Annotated in this window: 19 protein-coding genes; 17 read left to right on the top strand and 2 right to left on the bottom strand. The window is 55.7% G+C overall.

From position 1 onward, the window contains the following. Nucleotides 1–292: 292 nt before the first annotated feature. The gene (locus AC4G46_RS05340; RefSeq protein WP_491127011.1) at nucleotides 293–2248 is read right to left on the bottom strand and encodes an ABC-F family ATP-binding cassette domain-containing protein; all 1956 of its coding nucleotides are present in this window, start codon (nucleotides 2246–2248) and stop codon (nucleotides 293–295) included. Nucleotides 2249–2477: 229 nt separating this feature from the next. Between AC4G46_RS05340 and AC4G46_RS05345 the strand changes: the two genes are divergently transcribed. From AC4G46_RS05345 to AC4G46_RS05390, 10 genes are all read left to right on the top strand, one after another. Then, nucleotides 2478–3119, top strand: coding sequence for a 5-formyltetrahydrofolate cyclo-ligase (locus tag AC4G46_RS05345; RefSeq protein ID WP_491127012.1), 642 nt, complete (start codon nucleotides 2478–2480; stop codon nucleotides 3117–3119). Further along, nucleotides 3109–3582, top strand: a complete 474-nt coding sequence (moaC, locus tag AC4G46_RS05350) for a cyclic pyranopterin monophosphate synthase MoaC (RefSeq protein ID WP_068720741.1) — start codon at nucleotides 3109–3111, stop codon at nucleotides 3580–3582. The genes AC4G46_RS05345 and moaC overlap by 11 nt, the downstream gene beginning before the upstream one ends. Nucleotides 3583–3659: 77 nt before the next feature. Further along, a complete protein-coding gene (locus AC4G46_RS05355; RefSeq protein ID WP_039870183.1) occupies nucleotides 3660–4145 on the top strand; it encodes a MogA/MoaB family molybdenum cofactor biosynthesis protein in 486 nt (161 codons plus the stop codon). Between the two features lie 123 nt (nucleotides 4146–4268). After that, complete coding sequence (gene tatA, locus AC4G46_RS05360; protein WP_198536442.1) at nucleotides 4269–4511, top strand: twin-arginine translocase TatA/TatE family subunit; 243 nt, start codon at nucleotides 4269–4271, stop codon at nucleotides 4509–4511. A 155-nt stretch (nucleotides 4512–4666) separates the two neighbouring features. Further along, nucleotides 4667–5428 carry a twin-arginine translocase subunit TatC gene (gene tatC / locus AC4G46_RS05365; protein WP_491127013.1) on the top strand — a complete coding sequence of 254 codons (762 nt, stop codon included), beginning with the start codon at nucleotides 4667–4669 and terminating at the stop codon, nucleotides 5426–5428. A gap of 336 nt (nucleotides 5429–5764) precedes the next feature. Next, nucleotides 5765–6046 carry a co-chaperone GroES gene (gene groES / locus AC4G46_RS05370; RefSeq protein ID WP_068720745.1) on the top strand — a complete coding sequence of 94 codons (282 nt, stop codon included), beginning with the start codon at nucleotides 5765–5767 and terminating at the stop codon, nucleotides 6044–6046. Nucleotides 6047–6133: 87 nt separating this feature from the next. Then, nucleotides 6134–7765, top strand: coding sequence for a chaperonin GroEL (gene groL, locus AC4G46_RS05375; protein WP_068720747.1), 1632 nt, complete (start codon nucleotides 6134–6136; stop codon nucleotides 7763–7765). Nucleotides 7766–8337: 572 nt separating this feature from the next. Further along, nucleotides 8338–8604, top strand: coding sequence for a hypothetical protein (locus AC4G46_RS05380; RefSeq protein WP_491127014.1), 267 nt, complete (start codon nucleotides 8338–8340; stop codon nucleotides 8602–8604). Then, entirely contained in the window at nucleotides 8601–8777 is a 177-nt protein-coding gene (locus tag AC4G46_RS05385; RefSeq protein WP_157889913.1) for a hypothetical protein, read from the top strand. The genes AC4G46_RS05380 and AC4G46_RS05385 overlap by 4 nt, the downstream gene beginning before the upstream one ends. Then, on the top strand, nucleotides 8764–9096 hold the full coding sequence (locus tag AC4G46_RS05390; protein ID WP_491127015.1) for a hypothetical protein: 333 nt from the start codon (nucleotides 8764–8766) through the stop codon (nucleotides 9094–9096). The genes AC4G46_RS05385 and AC4G46_RS05390 overlap by 14 nt, the downstream gene beginning before the upstream one ends. Nucleotides 9097–9405: 309 nt before the next feature. On the opposite strand, the gene AC4G46_RS05395 is transcribed toward AC4G46_RS05390, so the two are convergent. Continuing rightward, nucleotides 9406–10065 (bottom strand): hypothetical protein, encoded by a 660-nt coding sequence (locus AC4G46_RS05395; protein ID WP_491127016.1) that lies wholly within the window; start codon nucleotides 10063–10065, stop codon nucleotides 9406–9408. Between the two features lie 159 nt (nucleotides 10066–10224). Here AC4G46_RS05395 and msrA point away from each other — a divergent pair, with 159 nt between their 5' ends. The 7 genes from msrA (at nucleotide 10225) to AC4G46_RS05430 (ending at nucleotide 20271) form a co-directional block, all read left to right on the top strand. Next, nucleotides 10225–11220 carry a peptide-methionine (S)-S-oxide reductase MsrA gene (gene msrA, locus AC4G46_RS05400; RefSeq protein ID WP_491127017.1) on the top strand — a complete coding sequence of 332 codons (996 nt, stop codon included), beginning with the start codon at nucleotides 10225–10227 and terminating at the stop codon, nucleotides 11218–11220. Nucleotides 11221–11440: 220 nt separating this feature from the next. Beyond that, nucleotides 11441–12517: a cobalamin B12-binding domain-containing protein gene (locus tag AC4G46_RS05405; protein WP_491127018.1), complete on the top strand. Its 1077-nt coding sequence runs from the start codon at nucleotides 11441–11443 to the stop codon at nucleotides 12515–12517. Between the two features lie 21 nt (nucleotides 12518–12538). After that, nucleotides 12539–14224, top strand: coding sequence for an ATP-binding protein (locus AC4G46_RS05410; RefSeq protein ID WP_491127019.1), 1686 nt, complete (start codon nucleotides 12539–12541; stop codon nucleotides 14222–14224). A gap of 219 nt (nucleotides 14225–14443) precedes the next feature. Next, nucleotides 14444–15997, top strand: a complete 1554-nt coding sequence (gene hutH / locus AC4G46_RS05415; RefSeq protein WP_491127020.1) for a histidine ammonia-lyase — start codon at nucleotides 14444–14446, stop codon at nucleotides 15995–15997. A 47-nt stretch (nucleotides 15998–16044) separates the two neighbouring features. Then, the gene (gene hutU / locus AC4G46_RS05420; RefSeq protein WP_491127021.1) at nucleotides 16045–17736 is read left to right on the top strand and encodes a urocanate hydratase; all 1692 of its coding nucleotides are present in this window, start codon (nucleotides 16045–16047) and stop codon (nucleotides 17734–17736) included. Continuing rightward, nucleotides 17723–19000 carry an imidazolonepropionase gene (gene hutI / locus AC4G46_RS05425; protein ID WP_491127022.1) on the top strand — a complete coding sequence of 426 codons (1278 nt, stop codon included), beginning with the start codon at nucleotides 17723–17725 and terminating at the stop codon, nucleotides 18998–19000. The genes hutU and hutI overlap by 14 nt, the downstream gene beginning before the upstream one ends. Beyond that, the gene (locus AC4G46_RS05430) at nucleotides 18997–20271 is read left to right on the top strand and encodes a Zn-dependent hydrolase (protein WP_491127023.1); all 1275 of its coding nucleotides are present in this window, start codon (nucleotides 18997–18999) and stop codon (nucleotides 20269–20271) included. The genes hutI and AC4G46_RS05430 overlap by 4 nt, the downstream gene beginning before the upstream one ends. The last annotated feature ends 16 nt before the right edge of the window (nucleotides 20272–20287 follow it).

The raw sequence follows: 20287 nt of genomic DNA on the forward strand, positions 1-20287 counted from the left end.
ATTCTGCTCTGATTGTGTAAAAACCGTGTAAAATCAGCATTAACGCCTGTTTTGCGCACCCCCGGGTTGGGGAGTTTTCCAATGTGAGGTTTATGTGGAAACTGTGGATAATGTGGACAATTCGGTGGATAAAAAGTACTTGACAGGTGAAATGCTGATTTAATGCATAAAAAAAAGCCCCCGGGGGCTTTTTTTATTTGAGGTTATACACGAAAACTGTGGATGGGCATGTGGATAACTGATTATGAACAAATCGGGAACAGTTTAAAAATATTTATTTAACCTGTTTACATTATTCGTCAGCCAGCTGCTCCCATTCGTCGAACCGTCCGCTGAGCTGCTCCTTCTTCTCCTTCAGGTCGCTTTCATGCTGCTGGAGAGCCATATAATCCTGGTATACCTCGGGCTTCGTCATTTCATTCTCAATGAATGAAATCTCCTCTTCCAGCCGGGCAATGGCTTCTTCCAGCTCGGAAATCCGCCGCAGACGGTTACGCTCCTCCCGTTTGGCCGCTTTGTCCGCTTCAAAAGAGGATGCACTGCCCTTGTCGGCAGATGCAGCTTCAGCATCGGCAATCCGTGTAGCTTTGGCTGCAAGCAGTCCGGCTTCCTCCAGTGCAATGGCTTCCAGCTCTTTTTTCTTCTCGATGTAGTCGTCATAGTTACCGAGATACTGGTCAATGCCGCCGGGATGCAGCTCCAGGACACGCTCAGCCATTTTGTTCAGGAAATAACGGTCATGGGATATGAACAGCAGGGTGCCTTCAAAATCAATCAGGGCTGCCTCCAGCACCTCGCGGCTGACCAGATCCAGATGGTTGGTAGGCTCATCGAGAATAAGCATATTGGCGCCGCGCAGCATCAGCTTGGAGAGCGCCACCCGGGCTTTCTCTCCGCCGCTCAGCGCAGCGATCTTCTTCAGGACATCCTCGCCGCTGAAGAGGAAGTTGCCCAGGATGGTGCGGATGCGCGCTTCCTCCAGCATCGGATATTCACTCCAAAGCTCTTCCAGCACAGTGTTACGCGGATTGAGGCGTGTCTGCTCCTGATCGTAGTAAGCGATTTTGACCTTGGCTCCCCAGTTGACGGTTCCGGCGGACGGCTGGCGGGTGCCCGTCAGGCACTGCAGCAGCGTCGATTTGCCGATCCCGTTCGGCCCGATGAGCGCAGCCGTCTCTCCGCGCCGCAGCTCAAAGGAGGCACTGCGGAACAGCGGGGAAGATGCTTCGCTGAAGGATACGGCAACGTCCCGCACCTGCAGCACTTCCTTACCGGACATGAAATCAGGCTCGAAGGAGAAGCTGGCTTTTTTGAGATCGCCAAGCGGCTTGTCAATGCGCTCCATCTTCTCCAGTGCTTTGCGCCGGCTCTGGGCACGCTTGGTAGTAGAGGCGCGCACGATGTTGCGCTGCACGAAATCCTCCATCCGGGAGATTTCCTCCTGCTGCTTCTCATACTGCTTCATGCGGATTTCATACTCCGCTGCCTTCAGTTCCATATAGCGGCTGTAATTGCCCGTATAACGGCGGGACTGATGGCGTTCTATTTCAACGATTGTTGTAACCAGCCGGTCGAGGAAATAGCGGTCATGGGAAACGACCAGAATGCCGCCGGCATAACCGCGCAGGTAATCCTCCAGCCAGGTCAGCGTCTCAATGTCCAGATGGTTCGTAGGCTCATCCAGCATGAGCAGGTCTGGAGCCTGCAGCAGAATACGGGCAAGTGCCAGCCGTGTCTTCTGTCCGCCGCTGAGTGTGGAGATGGGAGTATCCGGCGTGAATTCCCCAAAGCCCATACCGTGCAAAACACTGCGGATCCGGGTGTTCATTTCATAGCCGCCGTGGTCCTTGAACCAGTCCGAGCGCTTGGAGTAACGCTCCAGCAGATCTTCATAACGCTTCGGATCATCGGCCAGCTTCGGGTCAGCGATGTCCGCTTCCATCTGCCGGAGCTCAGCTTCCGCTTCAATTAAGGGAGCAAACACAGCCAGCATTTCCTCCTGGATGGTTTTGTCCGACTGCAGGCCGCTGTTCTGAGCAAGATAGCCTACGGTTGTCTCTTTGGATTTATGAATTTGCCCGCTGTCATAGGACATCTCGCCTGCAAGAATCTGCAGAAAGGTGGATTTGCCGGCACCGTTGACGCCAACCAGTCCGACCCGCTCCTTCTCGTTCACCTGCAGGCTGATGCCGTCCAGCACGCTTTGAATACCATATGATTTCGAAATTCCTGTCGCTTGAAGAAGCATACTGATTGAACCCTCCGCCCTTGCATATTCGCCCGGGCGCTCTGGCCCGGCTGTATATCTTGCTTATACTACAGTTTACATGAAAAGCTTCTGCCGCGCGAGGGGGACGGTTTTCCGGTTTCGTCTAACAGGGGGAATGATACAACCTTGGCGAACCGGGGAGAAGAGTGGTAAACTGAGTTTACAAACGATGATAAGCTAGGCAAAAACAAACGGGAGGCGGCTGCACATGACAGGCCAAAGTGCCCTGCCCGCTGAAAGGAAGCGGGAGCTGCGTGCAGCGGCCGCCGCCGCCCGCGGCATGCTGCCGGAGGACCAGAGAAATGCACTGTCTTCTCTGGTCTGCAGGCATGCGGCGGAAAGGCTGGCAGGGGAAGAAGTGAAGACGCTGCTTGCGTATGTCCCTTTCCGGTCGGAGCTGGATACGCGCCCGCTGATTGCCGGCGCCTGGGCAGAGGGCTGCACGGTGCTGCTGCCCCGTGTGATACAAGCCACAGGAATGATGAGCCTGCATCCGGTACACTCATGGAAGGAGCTTGTACCGGGAGCCTTCGGCATACTGGAGCCGGCTGCTGATTCTGCTGACAGGCAGGAGCGCCTGCCCAGGCCGGATGTGATCTTTGTCCCGGGGCTGGCTTTTGACAGGCGGGGCGGAAGGCTGGGCTACGGACGCGGATATTACGACCGTCTGCGGGCCACCCTGGATACTGAAGCTGCCCTGCAAGGGAAAGATCCATTATGGATTGGTCTGGCTTTCGGCCGGCAGGTGGTTGAGGAAGTGCCTATGGACGACCATGATGCTTACATGGACTTGTTAATTACGGAAGACGGCGTCATGGATTGCCGGAGGGAGAGACAGCATGGAATTTAGTCATTTTAACGAGCAGGGCCGGGCGCGTATGGTGGATGTCAGCGACAAGGACATCACCAAGCGGTCAGCGGCTGCAAGAAGCAAGGTAACAATGGATCCCGGGACGCTTGAGGCCATCAAGTCTGGAAGCGTCGGCAAAGGAGATGTTCTGGCAGTTGCACAGGTAGCCGGCATTATGGCTGCGAAGCAGACCTCGGACTGGATTCCGATGTGCCATCCCCTCTCTCTGACCGGTGTTGACATCCGCTTCTCGGACAACAGCAAAGATGAACTTTATATAGAAGCAACGGTGAAGACGACCGGAAAGACCGGAGTGGAGATGGAGGCGCTGACGGCCGTTTCGGCGGCGGCTCTGACCGTCTATGACATGTGCAAGGCGCTGCAGAAGGATATGGTCATCGGACCTACGATGCTTGTCTCCAAGAGCGGCGGAAAGAACGGGAATTACGAGCTGGAAGCTTAGTCACTGCAAGAGAGAAGTGCGGCAAGGCTGCACATTGCGGCCTTCCTTACATAGAACATAAGAGGGAGGAATAACCTATGGCGTGGAAAACAGCAATCCTGACGGCAAGCGATAAAGGATCCAGGGGCGAACGGGAAGATACCAGCGCCCAGGTTATCCGCGAGCTGGTGGAAGAGGAGCTTGGCGGTGAGATCATCGAGGTCAGAATTGTACCGGATGAGCAGGACGAGATTATTGCTGCGCTGATCGAGCTTACCGATTATTTCAAGGCGGATCTTGTGCTTACTACCGGCGGAACCGAGCTGGCGATCCGCGACGTTACTCCGGAAGCTACCCGGCGGGTCATTGAGCGTGAGGTGCCCGGAATGTCGGAGGCGATGAGGAGCACAGTGATGCAGAAGAACCGTGCGGTCATGCTCTTCCGCGGCATTTGCGGAATCCGCGGACGGACGCTGATTGTCAATCTGCCGGGAACCCCCAAGGGAGTGCATGAGAACCTGGCGGCGATCATGGATCAGCTGCCGGAGGCGCTGCTTATGGTTACCGGTCAATACCGCCAGTAACAGACGATTGCCCCGCCCTGCCGCCTCAGCTCGAAAGCTGTTGGATGTGTGACATAAGTTATGGTATTATTAAGCTGCTGCTTAATCTATCATGAACGGACAAAGGGCGAGGAGGAAAAGCGAATGCTGAATGGTATTGGTGCTCCCGGAATTATTCTACTGGTGATCCTGGCGCTGCTGCTTTTTGGTCCGAATAAGCTTCCTGAGCTTGGCCGGGCGGTCGGACGCACCTTCCGTGAATTCAAGGACGGGGCACGTGAAATTATCAATGAGCCGGAACCGGCTCGGCGCAGTGAAGCTCCTGCACCGCCGGCCCCGCAGACATTAGCTGCAGATCTTCCGCAGGAACGGAAGCTGCCGGAATAACAGTGTAACTACGCGGGGGCGTTTCTCTCAGTCTGCTTCAGACCGGGCGGCGCCCCTTTTTTTGTAAACAGGAGAGCTGCAGAGGTTCTGAACCTGCGGCTATACACAGGCCATTTTGGCGGGGAATTTACATATGGATCCGGGTGGTGTCAGTCATGTCTCTGGAATCGGAAGAAATGTCGGTGGTTGATCATCTCACTGAGCTGCGCAGACGGATTATTTATGTGCTGCTTGTATTCACAGCCGGGCTGATAGGCGGATTGTTCGCGGCAAGGCCCGTATATCTGTATCTGATAGATGCCGATCAGGCTCAGGGCTTTGTACTGCATGCTTTTTCCTTTTGGGACGGTATCGGGATGTATATGAAGATCGCTATGGCTGTCTCGCTGGCCGTCTCGCTGCCGTTCATTGTTTACCAGCTGTGGGCGTTCATCAGCCCGGGGCTGCGGCCGGAGGAACGGAGTGCGGCGCTGCGGTATGTGCCTTATGTAGCCGTTTTGTTTGTACTAGGCCTATTATTTGCTTATTACATTGTATTTCCTATGGCGTTGTCCTTTACAATCACGATTACCCGCAGCATGGGGCTGGAGGAGACGTACGGAATTACCGAGTATTTCAGCTTTATGTTCAGCCTGTGCATTCCGCTGGCGCTGCTGTTTGAGCTGCCGCTGATCGTCATGTTTCTGACCAAGCTGCGGGTGCTTAATCCGCTGCGGCTGCGCCGGATGCGGCGTTATGCTTATTTCGCGCTTGTCTTTATTGCTGTGGTCATCACACCTCCGGATTTCATCTCGGATTTCCTGGTCACGATTCCGCTGCTTATCCTGTATGAGTTCAGCGTGTTTCTTTCAGCGCTGGTCTACCGCAGACAGCTCGCAGAGGATGCTGCGCGGGAGGCGCGTTATGTGAAGCATTAGGAACGTTACCAGCTTGCTGCCTGGTTTTGGAGCCGTGGAGGCATATTTTGCCTCCCGGTGGAAAGAATGTATGTGAGTGTGCGCAAGGACAACCCGTTCAGCCATATTTTTCCGCATTCAGGATCTGATTTTACGTAAAAGGACTTGAAATCCGTCTTCAAGTTGAGTATCATAAAAATTGTTGTTAGCACTGAAGAAGGTTGAGTGCTAATGCTGCCGGATATTACGGAAACGGCAGGCAGCAGCTGTGCCGAACCGGTATTATCCCGGGCAGATTCTTGTATTCCAATGTTGTTTTCAAGCTAAACCACATAATTTCAAAGGAGGCTATTTTTCATGATCAGACCATTAGGTGAACGCGTATTGGTAGAAGCAAGCGAGCAGCAGGAAACCACTTCTTTCGGTATCGTGCTTCCGGACTCTTCCAAAGAGAAACCGCAGGAAGGCAAAATTATCGCAGTAGGTAGCGGAGCTCTGAAAGACGGAGTGCGTGTACCGCTGGAAGTTAAAGAAGGCGACCGCGTGATCTTCTCGAAATATGCCGGAACCGAAATCAAATACGAAGGCAAAGAATATTTGATTATGAAAGAAAGCGACATTCACGCGATTCTTGACTAAGAAGATCCTTTATAAGGATAGCAGTAAATATACTTAAGCTTTAGATGATTTTATACACTTACAACAATTTCTAGGAGGTTAACACTAATGGCAAAAGAAATTAAATTCAGTGAAGACGCCCGCCGCTCGATGCTCCGCGGGGTTGATGCTCTGGCTAACGCAGTAAAAGTTACACTGGGTCCTAAAGGCCGTAACGTGGTACTTGAGAAGAAATTCGGCAGCCCGCTGATCACTAACGACGGTGTTACCATTGCCAAAGAAATCGAACTGGAAGATGCTTTCGAGAACATGGGCGCACAGCTCGTTAAAGAAGTAGCTACCAAGACTAACGATGTAGCCGGTGACGGTACTACAACTGCAACCGTTCTGGCTCAGGCTATGATCCGCGAAGGTCTGAAGAACGTAACTGCAGGCGCTAACCCGATGGTTATCCGCAAAGGGATCGACAAAGCGGTTAAAGCGGCTGTTGCTGAGCTTCAGAACATCGCTAAGCCAATCGAAGATTCCCAGGCTATCGCTCAGGTAGCAGCTATCTCCGCTGCTGACGACGAAGTAGGCCAGCTGATTGCTGAAGCTATGGAAAAAGTGGGCAAAGACGGCGTTATCACCGTTGAAGAATCCCGCGGCTTCCTGACTGAGCTTGAAGTGGTAGAAGGTATGCAGTTTGACCGCGGCTACATTTCCCCGTACATGATTACTGATACGGACAAAATGGAAGCTGTTCTGGACAACCCGTACATCCTGATCACTGACAAGAAGATCAGCAGCACACAGGAAATCCTGCCGCTGCTTGAGAAGATCGTACAGCAGGCCCGTCCGCTCGTGATCATCGCTGAAGATATCGAAGGCGAAGCACAGGCTATGCTGATCGTGAACAAACTGCGCGGAACCTTCAACGCTGTTGCTGTTAAGGCTCCTGGCTTCGGCGACCGCCGTGAAGCTATGCTGCAGGATATCGCAGCCCTGACAGGCGGCCAAGTGATCACTGAGAAGCTCGGTCTTGACCTGAAGAGCACTTCCATTGATCAGCTGGGTAACGCACGTCAAGTACGCGTAACCAAAGAAAACACTACAATCGTAGACGGCAGCGGCGACAAAGCGGACATCAATGCCCGCGTTAGCCAGATCCGTGCCCAACTGGAAGAAACTACTTCCGAGTTCGACAAAGAGAAACTGCAGGAGCGTCTGGCTAAACTGGCTGGCGGCGTAGCCGTAGTCAAAGTCGGCGCAGCAACTGAAACCGAACTGAAAGAGCGCAAGCTGCGCATCGAAGATGCCCTGAATGCAACCCGCGCTGCGGTTGAAGAAGGTATCGTATCCGGTGGTGGTACAGCTCTTGTGAACGTATATAATGCAGTAGCAGCAGTAGATGTATCCGGCGACGAAAAAACCGGTGTAAACATCGTTCTGCGCGCTCTGGAAGAGCCGATCCGTACAATCGCTGCAAATGCCGGCGAAGAAGGTTCCGTAATCGTGGACCGTCTGAAGAAAGAAAAAGTTGGCGTAGGCTACAACGCAGCTACCGGCGAATGGGTGAACATGTTCGAAGCCGGGATCGTTGACCCTGCGAAGGTAACACGCTCCGCGCTGCAAAATGCAGCTTCCGTAGCGGCAATGTTCCTGACCACCGAAGCTGTCATCGCTGACAAGCCAGAGCCTGAAAAAGGCGGCGGCATGCCAGATATGGGCGGTATGGGTGGAATGGGCGGCATGATGTAAGACGATTTACCAGAAACCTTGAGAGGCCTGTTTACAGGCTTCTCAAGGTTTTTTTGTTATACGCACACATGCGGAAGAAGTGTAAGCTTGTAGTTAAGTGTAATAACATCATCTAATCCTCCGGAGAATCCCGTTCCCAGGAAACTAAGTGGAAAAGTGCTACTTCATTTTGCCGAAATCGCTCCAAGAGCGGTAAATCGCCCGAAATAGATGACGTTTATCCAACTAGTTGTCCTAAATCAAGGGAAATAGTTAAACTAAGTGGCGAAAATCCAACTAAATTAGTAGGCTGAAATGATCGCTGTTAACGGATTATAATCATGAGGCCGAAGTCTGCCCCGCCCGCACGTAATAGCTAAGCCTTCCGCAGTCCAATGGACATGCGGGAGGCTTTATTTTATTGATACTGGATTACCCAAACCAATCTAGCACCGAAAGAATAGAGTATTGCAGTTGATCCTGCGGCAGCCGCGTTTTAGTTATGTGCGCAGCCCGGGGATGGACAGGTTCACCCGGTTATAAACAGCCCTGATAACCAGCAAAACCAGACCACAATAAACGGGGTGATATGGATGGATTTGACTGCATTGACTGGCCTGTTTGCCAACAATAACGGTTCAGTCGTGCTAAATGTCCTTTTATCGGTTGCTTTAATTTGGGCTATCCGGCAGATGGCAGGCAAAGAGAAGGTCATTCAGAATTACCAGAAACGTGATGAGGAGAACGAGAAGCAGCTGAATGAATACAACCGTTCCCTGGTCAAGCTTTTAATTGAAAGAGAGGCCCTGGAGCGCGCGCGAGCCGATAAAACCAATGGTGAGGAGGTCGTCAACAAGTGAAGCTCCTCGATATTTTTAAGAAGAACGAAGTCAAGCCCAGCTCTGTAAAACGGGAAATAGAGAATCTGGGCAGAATCCGGGAGGCCTATGAAATGAATGATCTTGAGAGCCTGTTAGATCTGCACCGTAACGGCCTGGGCAAGAGAGGAGATGATTTACATGGCCATCGTTGATTTGATTCTTATTGCTCTGGAAGTAGCTGTTTTTATTGTGTTTGCCGCTTATGTGCTGAGATACCGTACATTTTTTATTGGAAAAGGCCCGAACCGGACGTATAATCTCTATCTCCGGAGTGTATGGACGACGTATTTCATGGTTTCGCTGCTGTGCCTTAACCTGTTGTGGGGGCGGCTGAATATTATTTTTGGTTATAACGTGGACAGCCTATCCAATACAATCAGAGAGCTGGTGATGATTCTGACGCTGATCCTGCTTCTGTTTGCCGGACTGACGCACAAGGATCTGTGGGACATTAACGAGCAGGATAAATAGGTTATGAGATGCCATGGAGGATCCGCAGATTATTGCTGGCGCCGCAAACGTCTTAGATTCGGTTACTCATTCGAAGTAAATGCCTGCGGAATGCTGCCATAACAAGCAGGTGAACTCCTGCCTGTGTGTGCTTATAGAGAAACCAGGGCAGGGATGGCAGGTAGTCATGGATAGCAATGATGCATTCGCGGCTGCCGGGGATTTGCAGAAATTCAAGCCTGCTTTGATCGGAATTATCCTGCTTTGCGAGGAACCCGCCGGAAATCCGGTAAATGCTGTTCGCTGCGCTGCTGCGCTCCGGCAGATAGGTCAATTCAAGGATTGCGCTGCGGCTGGCCCGCAGGAGCGGAGGATTTGTTCCGCTTCCAGGCTGCTGTGCAGATAACGGGAACGTTGCCCGGACGGGATATTGCGGGAGGCAGGCCCGCTCAGGCAGACAATATGCCGGATGCCGTTTATACAAGCTGCCCGGGTGAATATATCTGCCTGTATGGCGGCCATATCAGCAAAGCTTGCCTGGGTCAGCCTGGCCTGTGACATAAAGGGATGAACCAGGTAGATGGCATAGTCTGCACCCTGCAGCGCGGCAGTGGCAGACGGCAAAGAGAAAAGGTCGCAGGGGTGCCGCTGCACACGCGGGTACAGATCTGTCTGGTCTTGGTAGACTTCTCTGCCGCATTCTCTGTTCCCGTGCCGGCCGCCCTTGCCGCTGCTGTACCCCGCACCAGCGCTGTGCTCAGCACCGTATCCATTTTTGCCCTCGCTGCCATCGGAATATTCGTCACCATTCTCTGCCAACACAATCAGATCGCTATGCTCCGTCAGCAGCGCCAGCAGATTATGATCTGTGAATCTCTCTACCCCGGCTAAAGCGATAACAGGCCTGCGTCCGGCGCCGGAACTGTGCCCCCTTCTGGTGCGGGATATTTTGTTGTCTGCACTGTTGTCTGCACTTTCCGCTGAATTCATTGTTATCCCTGCTTCCATTCCGTTTCTGTATTCTTGCTTCATTATACAAGGTAGTCATGCAGAAGTAATAAACCGGCAGGGATGATTGCGCGGTACTGATCATTTGTGGCTATAATGAGTTTATAACACAACTATTCTGAACAACAGGAGGCAGACCGGATGAATGAATTACAGCAAGCCGGGCAGCGGCTGGAGCTGGCCACCTTCGCCGGCGGCTGCTTCTGGTGTATGGTCAAGCCGTTTGACGAGCTGCCGGGTATCATCTCGTTGGTGTCGGGTTATACAGGCGGACATACGGAGAATCCGACTTATGCCGAAGTCGGGACGGAGACGACAGGCCATATCGAGGCGGTGCAGATTACCTTTGATCCGGAGCTGTTTCCATACCGGCGTCTGCTGGATATTTATTGGCAGCTGATTGATCCTACAGACCGCGGCGGCCAGTTCATGGACCGCGGGCATTCCTACAGAACCGCCATCTTTGTCCACAGTCAGGAGCAGCGGGCTGCGGCGGAGGCGTCCAAGGCTGCACTTCAGGCAGAAAAAAGGTTCAAAGGACCGGTTGTAACGGAGATTCTGCCGGCTGCACCGTTCTACCCGGCTGAAGCTGAGCATCAGGATTACTATAAGACGCATCCGCTGGATTACAAGCTGTATCTCAAGGGCTCGGGCCGTGATGATTTTCTGGAGCGGCACTGGCAGAGGGGCGAAGACCGGGAGCGGCTGCGTGCCCGGCTGACGGCCCTGCAATATGAGGTTATCCGGAACAAGGGTACAGAGCCTGCATATGACAACGCCCATTGGGATGAATACCGTGAAGGCATTTATATTGATGTGCTGAATGGAGATCCGCTGTTCAGTTCGCTGGATAAATTTGATTCCGGCACCGGCTGGCCGTCCTTTGCCGCACCGCTTGAGCCGGGGCTGATCCGCCGTGAGGCTGACTTAAGCGGCGGTGCAGCGAGAACTGTGCTACGGAGCAGGTTAAGCGGAGCCTATCTCGGCCAGCTGCTGTATGACGGTCCTGAGCCTGCGAAGCTGCATTACCGGGTCAACTCAGCTGCGCTGCGTTTTGTCCCCAGGGAGGAGCTTGCGGCGCACGGGCTGGAGCGTTACCTGGAGCTGTTTGCTTCAGGGGATGAAGCCCGGAAATAATCAGCCGCCTGAAACTGCCTGATACCAGCTTCGCCTGTTGTCAAGGAAACCTGGTCTCTACTAAGAGATCAGGTTTCTTTTGCATTCTCACAAAAGTTCAATAGATTCTCAGGCAGTGTGTAAAATATGACAAAACCTGCGGTTTTTCCGGTAGACTTGCCAAATAAGGTATAATAGGAGATAAGCATTATTTTTATGCGCATACTGAAGGAGTGACTCAATGTATTCTAATCAGCAAAATGCAGGAGAGCGCCTTAAAATGATAGCCGAGCAGCTTGCAGAAGAAGTTACCTTGCGTCAATATGAACGTCAGCCTGAATTAAGGCAGCGTTTTGGTCCTTCCGGAATAGCCCGGACCAGGCAGGATTCCCTATATCATCTTCGTTATCTTGCACAAAGCGTGTCGCTGGAAAGCCCGCTTTTGTTCATTAACTATATTATTTGGCTTAAAGTACTGCTCATGCAGTATAAGATTACGGCTGAGGATCTGCGGATCAATCTGGAACTGATGAAGGATGCAATCAACGTCAAGGTAGAGCCGCGGGACAGAGAGCTGATCCTGAGCTACCTGGATATGGGTATGTATCATATGCGCGGGGAAGAGAGTGTGCCCTCGTTTCTGCAGCCGGATCAGCCCTATTATCTGGAGGCGGAGCAATACCTGGGGCTTCTGCTGGACGGGGAACGGCGCCAGGCCGCGGAATTTGTAATGAAGCTGTATGATGACGACATACCGGTTCAGGATATTTACCTTCATATCTTCCAGCAGAGCCAATACGAAATCGGGCGGCTGTGGCAGCTGGGACAAATCACGGTCGCTCAGGAGCACTACTGCACAGCCTGCACCCAGAGCATCATCTCCCAGCTGTACCCCCGCTGGATCCGGGCACAGAGCGGCCGCAAGAGGCTGGTTGCAGTCGGTGTAGGTGAAGAACTGCATGAAATCGGCCTGCGGATGCTGACGGACTTTTTTGAAATGAAGGGCTGGAATACCTTCTACCTGGGCTCCAACATGCCTGTTGAAAGCCTGATACGTTATTTGAAGGAGCAGCCTGCCGATCTGCTGGCTGTTTCGGTTACAATGACCTTTCATGTGTCTGAGGTCGTCCGCCTGATTCAAGTGCTCCGCGGTCATGCGGAGCTTGACGGCCTGAAGATCTTGGTCGGCGGAATGCCGTTTAATATAGACAGGGATTTGTGGAAAAAGGTCGGCGCAGACGGTTATGCCCCCGATGCCGGGAGCGCGCTCGAAATTGCAGCACAGCTTGTTCCGGGTACCTGGAGCCAGAAGAACTGATACAGAAGGCGGGGTACTAAAATGAACGGCAGTGAGCAGGAAATCGGTGTCCTGAGGGACACGATTGAAAATCTGTCAGAACAGTTAATCGCAGGCAAGCATAGAGAAGAGCAGGCATTGGCCGAGTTTTCCGCCATGAACAATGAACTCATTACGATGCACCGGCTGCTGGCCAAAAATAATGCGGAGCTTAAAGCACTCAAGGAGGAGGCGGAAGCAGCAAGCAGGGCAAAAAGCCTGTTTCTGGCTACGGTCAGCCATGAAATCCGAACACCGATGAACGGAATTCTGGGTATAACCGAGCTGCTGGAGGCTGAGGACGTTACGGAAGAACAGCAGGATCATCTGCAGGTGATCCGGGAATCGGCACAGTATCTGCTGCAGATGATCCGGAATCTGCTTGATTTCTCCAAAATTGAAGCCGGGAAAATGGAAAGGAGCAGAGTTCCCTTCAGCATACGGAGGCTGGTTGAGCATGCATTTCGGCTGCTCTCTCCTGCAGCGGTAAAGCGGGAAAATACTTTAACCTATCGAATCCTGGACGGGGTTGAGGATCAGCTGGAAGGAGATTCACCCAAAATAATGCAGGTGCTTATTAATCTGCTGGGCAATGCGGCGAAGTTCACGCAGAACGGTAAAATAGAAGTTACAGTGAGTCTGGTCTCTGATGAAGCAGCGCGCCAGCGGGTATGCTTTGAAGTAAGGGATGAAGGGGTTGGCATATCACCTGAGGATCTTGGCTCCCTGTTCCGGCCGTATTCGCAGGTAGGCCATGACGCGGAGCTGTCTGCCGAGGGAACGGGACTCGGGCTGTCCATCTGCAAGTCCATGGTAGAGCTGATGGACGGAACCATTATGGCGGAGAGTGTGCCCGGAGCCGGCTCGGTTTTCCGGTTTGAGCTTCCGCTGGATAAGCCGTCCGTCCTTCCGGAGCCGGCTCCGGCTGGCGGGGCAGACCTGCCGGTGAACGGATTCAGCGTGCTGCCGGTGCTGGTCGCCGAGGATAACGGACTGAACAGTGCAGTGCTGCTGCGGCAGCTGCAGAAGCTGGGGGTGACGGATGTCCACCTGGTAGGCAGCGGTAAGGATGCGGTGGATGCCTGGCAACGGCAGGAATACGGGCTTATTCTGATGGACAGCCGGCTTCCGGTCATGAGCGGTGAGGAGGCGGTCCGCACCATCCGCCGGCTGGAAGCTTCCGGGGCAAGGGCGCGGGTTCCGATTATCGGCGTGACCGGGGATGAAGGCGAGGAGAGCCGCGCGCAATTTATTGAGGCAGGACTCGATGACTGGACGGTTAAGCCGCTGAATCTGCAGGCGCTGAGCAAGCTGCTGGTTAAATGGTACAGCATGAAGCCTTATATTCCCGTCCTGCAGGAGGAGACCCTGTCGGGCATCCGGGAGATGGACGATGAAGACGAGCCTGAGCTGCTGCGTATGCTGATCGGGATTTTCAAGAAGGATACTCCGCAGCGGCTGGCTGCCCTGGAGAATGCTGCGTCCAGACGGGATCTGACGGAAATGGCGGCAGCGGCCCACAGCCTGAAGTCAGGCAGTCTGAGCATTGGGGTGCAGTATTTCGCCCATCTGTGTGCAGTGGTGGAACGCCATGCCGGAGCAAAGGAATTCGAGCTCGCTGTACGGCAGCTGCCGAAGCTGGAGATTGCATATGAAGAAGCCTGCAGGGAGCTGGATAAGCTGCTGTAGAGCTTTGGGCTGCAGAGAGCAGAAGGTACCTTACCCGGGAACTTCTGCTCTTTTTGCTGTCGGCGATCATATCCGGGCAGCGGAAGAATAGGATATAATAGGGCACTTTCATGGTCAGGTGCATCAAAGAACGCATGCCGCTAGGATCAGAATGAGATGGAAGCCGGTACCTCTTGCTAGGTATGGGCTTTTTCTATTACGCAGAAGCAGGTGACGCCCGTGCCGGAAAAAAACAGTACTGCAGTTGTTGTTCAGGGCCATTCGCTGACCCTTGCGGAAGTCGTCAGGGTTGCACGTTATCACCATCCTGTGGAGCTTGGAGAGGAGAGCTGCCGCAGGGTGGAGCAGACCCGCAGGTATGTGGAGAGGCTGCTGCTGGAGAAAAAAGTGGTGTACGGACTGACTACAGGCTTCGGCAAGTTCAGCGACACGTACATTTCCCCGGAGGATACGCAGCAGCTGCAGCTTAATCTGATCCGCAGCCACAGCTGCGGAACCGGAGCGCCGCTTCCGGAAGAGACGGTCAGGGCCATCCTGCTGCTGCGGATTAACGCCTTGTCCCTCGGCTATTCCGGGATCCGCCCGGAGGTTATCCGGCTGATGGCCGATATGCTGAACCGGGGCGTCATCCCGGTTATTCCGGAAAAAGGCTCGCTTGGCGCCAGCGGTGATCTGGCCCCGCTGTCTCATATGGCGCTGGTTCTGATCGGCGAGGGCGAAGCGTATGTCCAGGGCATACGCCTGCCCGGGGCAGAGGCGCTGGCGCAGGCCGGGCTTGCACCTATCGTGCTCGAGGCCAAGGAGGGGCTGGCCCTGATTAACGGGACGCAGGTCATGACGGCGGTCGGCGTGCTGGCCTGCCGGGATGCCATGAACCTGGCCGACTGGGCGGACTGCACGGCAGCGCTGACCTGTGAGGCGCTGCTGGCGGTGCGGGACGCCTTTGATCCGGCGGCCCATGCTGTCCGGCCGCATCGTGGACAGCAGCAGTCAGCCGGCAACATCCGGCACCTGACCGCCGGGAGCACCCTGATGACCAATCAGGGGGAGAAGCGGGTGCAGGATGCTTATTCCCTGCGCTGCGCACCGCAGGTGCACGGAGCGAGCCGGGATGCGCTGGCCTATATTGCCGGGAGGCTGACGACCGAGCTGAATTCGGCCACGGATAATCCGCTCATCTTTACCGAGCTGGACCGGGTCATCTCCGGCGGCAATTTCCACGGCCAGCCTGTCGCGCTGCCGATGGACCATCTGGCCGTCTGTGCGGCGGAGCTGGCCAGTATTGCCGAGCGGAGGATCGAGCGGCTGGTTAATCCGCAGCTGAATGAAGGGCTGCCCCCGTTCCTGACCGGGAACGGGGGACTGCAGTCCGGCTTCATGATCGCCCAGTACACTGCCGCTGCTCTTGTGTCGGAGAACAAAGCTCTGGCCCATCCGGCCAGTGTGGACTCCATACCCTCCTCGGGTAATCAGGAGGATCATGTCAGTATGGGCACCATCGCTGCCCGTAAGGCAAGCCAAATCGTTGATAATGCCTATACCGTGCTGGCAATTGAGCTGCTGTGCGCGGCTCAGGCCCTTGATTTCCGCGGCCCGCAGCAGCTTGGACGGGGAACGAAGTGGCTGTATGACCGCTGCCGGGAGCTGGCGGCCCCGGTGAAGGAGGACCGTGTGCTTTCCGGCGATTTTGCTTCGGTTGCGCAGTGGATGAAACAGCCCGGTGTGCTGGCCGGACTGTTTGCCAGGGTGACCTTTGATTCCTGTGTGGAGTAAATCTTGGGAGCACCTGAAGGAATAAGGAACGGAGGGAGAGCAGCCGTATGAGCCGTAACGAGGAGAGAATCTGCCGCGCCCCCAGAGGAAGTACGCTGAATACCAAAGGCTGGACGCAGGAAGCAGCCCTGCGGATGCTGATGAACAATCTCGACCCCGACGTGGCGGAGCATCCGCAGCAGCTGATTGTCTATGGCGGCATCGGTAAAGCAGCCCGCAGCTGGGAGGCTTACGACGCGATTGTCCGGTCGCTGAAGACGCTGGAGAACGACGAGACCCTGCTGATCCAGTCCGGCAAGCCGGTGGCGGTATTCCGCACCCATCCGGATGCCCCGCGCGTCCTGCTGGCGAATGCCAATCTGGTTCCGGCGTGGGCAACCTGGGAGAGCTTTCATGAGCTGGACCGCAAGGGCCTGATCATGTACGGGCAGATGACTGCCGGCAGCTGGATCTATATCGGCACGCAGGGTATCGTGCAGGGCACCTATGAGACCTTCGCCGAATGCGCCAGACAGCATTTCGGCGGCACACTGAAGGGGACGGTCACGCTTAGCAGCGGCCTCGGGGGTATGGGCGGCGCCCAGCCGCTTGCCGTGACCATGAACGGCGGTGTGTTCATCGGCATCGAAGTGGACCGGACACGGATTGCGAAGCGGATTCAGTCCGGTTACTGTGATGCTGTAGCAGAAACGCTGGAAGAAGCGCTGGCCATGGCTGAGGCGGCCCGCAGCGCAGGCCGTCCGCTCTCCATCGGCCTGCTGGGCAATGCGGCGGAGCTGCTGCCGGAAATAGCGGCCGGCGGCTTTGTGCCGCATGTGCTGACCGATCAGACGTCAGCGCATGATCCGCTGAACGGCTATGTGCCGGCCGGCTTCACTGCCGAAACCGCAAGGCAGCTGCGGGGCAGTGATCCGCAGGCGTACATTGCCCTTGCCCGCAGCAGCATTGCCCGGCATGTTGAGGCAATGCTTGAGCTGCAGGACAAAGGGGCTGTCACCTTTGACTACGGCAACAATATCCGGCAGGCGGCATACGATCAGGGCGTCAGCCGGGCTTTTGATTTTCCCGGATTTGTTCCCGCCTATATCCGTCCGCAGTTCTGCGAAGGGAAAGGCCCGTTCCGCTGGGCCGCCTTGTCGGGTGATCCCGAGGATATCTATAAAACGGATGCGGCCATCCTCCGGGCATTTCCCGGAAATGAAGGCCTTCAGCGCTGGATTACTTTAGCCGGGCAAAAAATTGCCTTCCAGGGCCTGCCTGCCCGGATCTGCTGGCTCGGCTACGGCGAGCGGGCAGCGTTCGGCAAGCTCCTCAACGATATGGTTGCTTCCGGGGAGCTGTCCGCTCCGGTGGTCATCGGCCGGGATCATCTGGATGCCGGCTCCGTGGCCTCGCCTAACCGGGAGACGGAACGCATGCTGGACGGCAGTGATGCCGTCTCCGACTGGCCGCTGCTGAATGCGCTGGTCAACACGGCCGCAGGAGCCGGCTGGGTGTCGATCCATCACGGGGGCGGAGTGGGGATGGGCTATTCGCAGCATGCCGGGATGGTGGTTGTCGCAGACGGCACGAAGGAGGCAGAGGCCCGGCTTGAGCGGGTGCTGACGGCAGATCCGGGTATGGGCGTGGTCCGGCATGCGGATGCCGGCTATCCGCTGGCTGCCGAAACCGTAAGAGTCCACGGCATCCGTATGCCCATGCTGGAGCCTGGGGAGGAGCAGCGGAATGATCCACATTGATGGCGCTGCGCAGATTGCCACACTGGGCGGGGCAGGCATGAAGCCCAAAATTGGCAGGGAGATGGCAGAGCTCGGTCTGATTGAGGACGGCGGCATAGTCATTGAGGACGGGAGGTTTGTCTTCGTGGGCAGCAGCGGGGAGGCCAGGCGGTATGTGGAGCTGCACTCCGGAGGAAAGCCGGTCACGGTGCTGTCTGCTGCCGGGAAGACGGTGACCCCGGGCCTTATTGATCCGCATACCCATCTGGTGTTCGCCGGCTCACGGGAATTCGAGCTTACGCTCCGGCTGCAAGGAGCGAAATATCTGGATATCCTGCAGGCCGGAGGCGGAATCCTCTCTACAACGGAGCGTACCCGTGAAGCCTCTGAGGAGCAGCTGATGGCTGAAGCGGAGCGGCGGCTGGACCGGTTTCTGGCCCACGGGGTAACGACGGTTGAGGCAAAGAGCGGCTACGGGCTGCGGCTGGCCGATGAGCTCAAGCAGCTTAGAGTAGCCCGTAGGCTGAATGCGGTTCACCCGGTAGAGCTGGTGTCCACCTTTATGGGAGCGCATGCGGTTCCGCCGGAGTATAAAGGAAATACGGATGCTTTTGTCCGGAAGGTGATCGAGGAGATGATCCCGGCTGTGGCCCGGGCAGGGCTGGCGGAATACTGCGATGTGTTCTGCGAGAAAGGGGTGTTCACCGTGGAGCAGTCCCGTGAAATCCTGATGGCAGGCAAACGCTGGGGGCTCAAGCCGAAGCTCCACGCTGATGAGCTTGTATCCGGGGGAGGGGCGGAGCTGGCCGCCGAGCTGGGTGCTGTCTCCGCCGACCATCTGCTGCATGCTTCAGCCGAAGGCATCCGCCGGATGGCCCTGAAGGGAGTAATCGCCGTGCTGCTGCCGGGGACCGCCTTTTTCCTGATGGCCCCGCCGGCCGATGCACGTTCGATGATTGACGCCGGTGTGCCGGTCGCCTTGTCAACGGACCGCAATCCGGGCTCCTCGCCGACGGAATCGCTGCCTTTTATTATGAATCTTGCCTGCCTAACGATGAAAATGACCCCGGCCGAGGTGCTGACGGCCTGTACTCTTAATGCGGCTCATGCGATTGACCGTGCTGCGGATATCGGCAGCATTGAGGCCGGCAAGCAGGCCGATGTGGTCATTTTCGATGCGCCCAATTATCAATACCTGCAATATCACTACGCGGTGAATTTAACGGATACGGTACTGAAAAAGGGCAGGATTGTTATCCGTGACGGAAGGAGGGTGACGGCATGAGCGGGATGCAGATGAAAGAACTGCGGATCAATGCGGTCAGGCTGCAAAAGAATATCGAAGCGCTGGCCCGGTTCGGGCTGAATGAAGCTACCGGAGGCCTGGACCGGACGACGTTCACTGCGGCTGAACTCGCCGCCCGCGAATGGCTGGAGGATCAGCTGTTCCGGCTGCAGCTGGAGGTCAGGGTGGATGAGGCGGCCAATATCTGGGGGCGGCGGAGCGGATCAGATGATACGCTTCCTGTTATTGCTTTTGGCTCCCATATAGATACAGTGCCAAATGGAGGCAAATATGACGGTGCGCTTGGTGTGCTGCTGGCACTGGAGGTAATGCAGGTGCTGGCGGATCACAACGCCGTTACCCGGCACCCTCTGGAGCTGGTGTCCTTCAGCGCTGAAGAGCCGAATCCCTTCGGGCTGTCCACCTTCGGCAGCCGCGCAGTTTCCGGCAAGCTCAGCCGGGACGATCTCACAGGTGTGCGCAACGGGCAGGGGCAGCTGCTGACTGAGGCGCTGCGGCTTGCCGGCGGGAACCCCGGACGTTTTGAGCGGGCCCGGCGTAGTCCGGAGGAGCTGGCAGCGTTCCTTGAAGTTCATATCGAGCAGGGGAAACGGCTGCTGAACCGGGCTGTCCCGGTCGGAATTGTGACGGCTATAACCGGTATTTACCGGGAGGAGGTAACGGTCTCGGGAGAAGCCAATCATGCCGGAACCACTCTGATGGAGGACCGGAAGGATGCGCTGATGGGCGCGTCCGAAATCATGCTGGCCTTTGAGCAGCTCTGCCGCGAGCATCCGGCAGATGAAGTGGTGGGCACTGTCGGCCGGATCAGCAATGAGCCGAACGCCGCGAACATTATCCCGGGGCAGACTGTTTTTCATCTGGAGGTCAGAGCAGCGCAGCAGGAGCAGAAGCGCTGGGTGATGGAAGCCTGGGGTGTGCAGGCTGCATCTATTGCAGAGCGCCGGGGGCTGTCGCTGGAGCGGCGGCTTATCCTGGATCAGCCGTCCCAGCCGATGTCCCCGCTACTGATCCGGCTGCTTGCCGCCCAGGCCGGCAGGCTTGGCATTAAGACCTATCCGCTGGGCAGCATGGCCGGTCATGATGCCGCGCACATGGCGTCTCTGACCAGCGCCGGCATGCTGTTTGTACCCAGTCTCGGCGGAAAAAGCCACTGTCCTGAAGAAGAAAGCCGGATAGGGGATATTGAACAGGCCGGAAATGTGCTGCTGCAGTCCATTCTGGCGCTGGATGTTGAAGTTAGCCCATAACAGGCAGGGGGGAGCC

It is taken from the genome of Paenibacillus sp. fava2 (assembly GCF_058313675.1).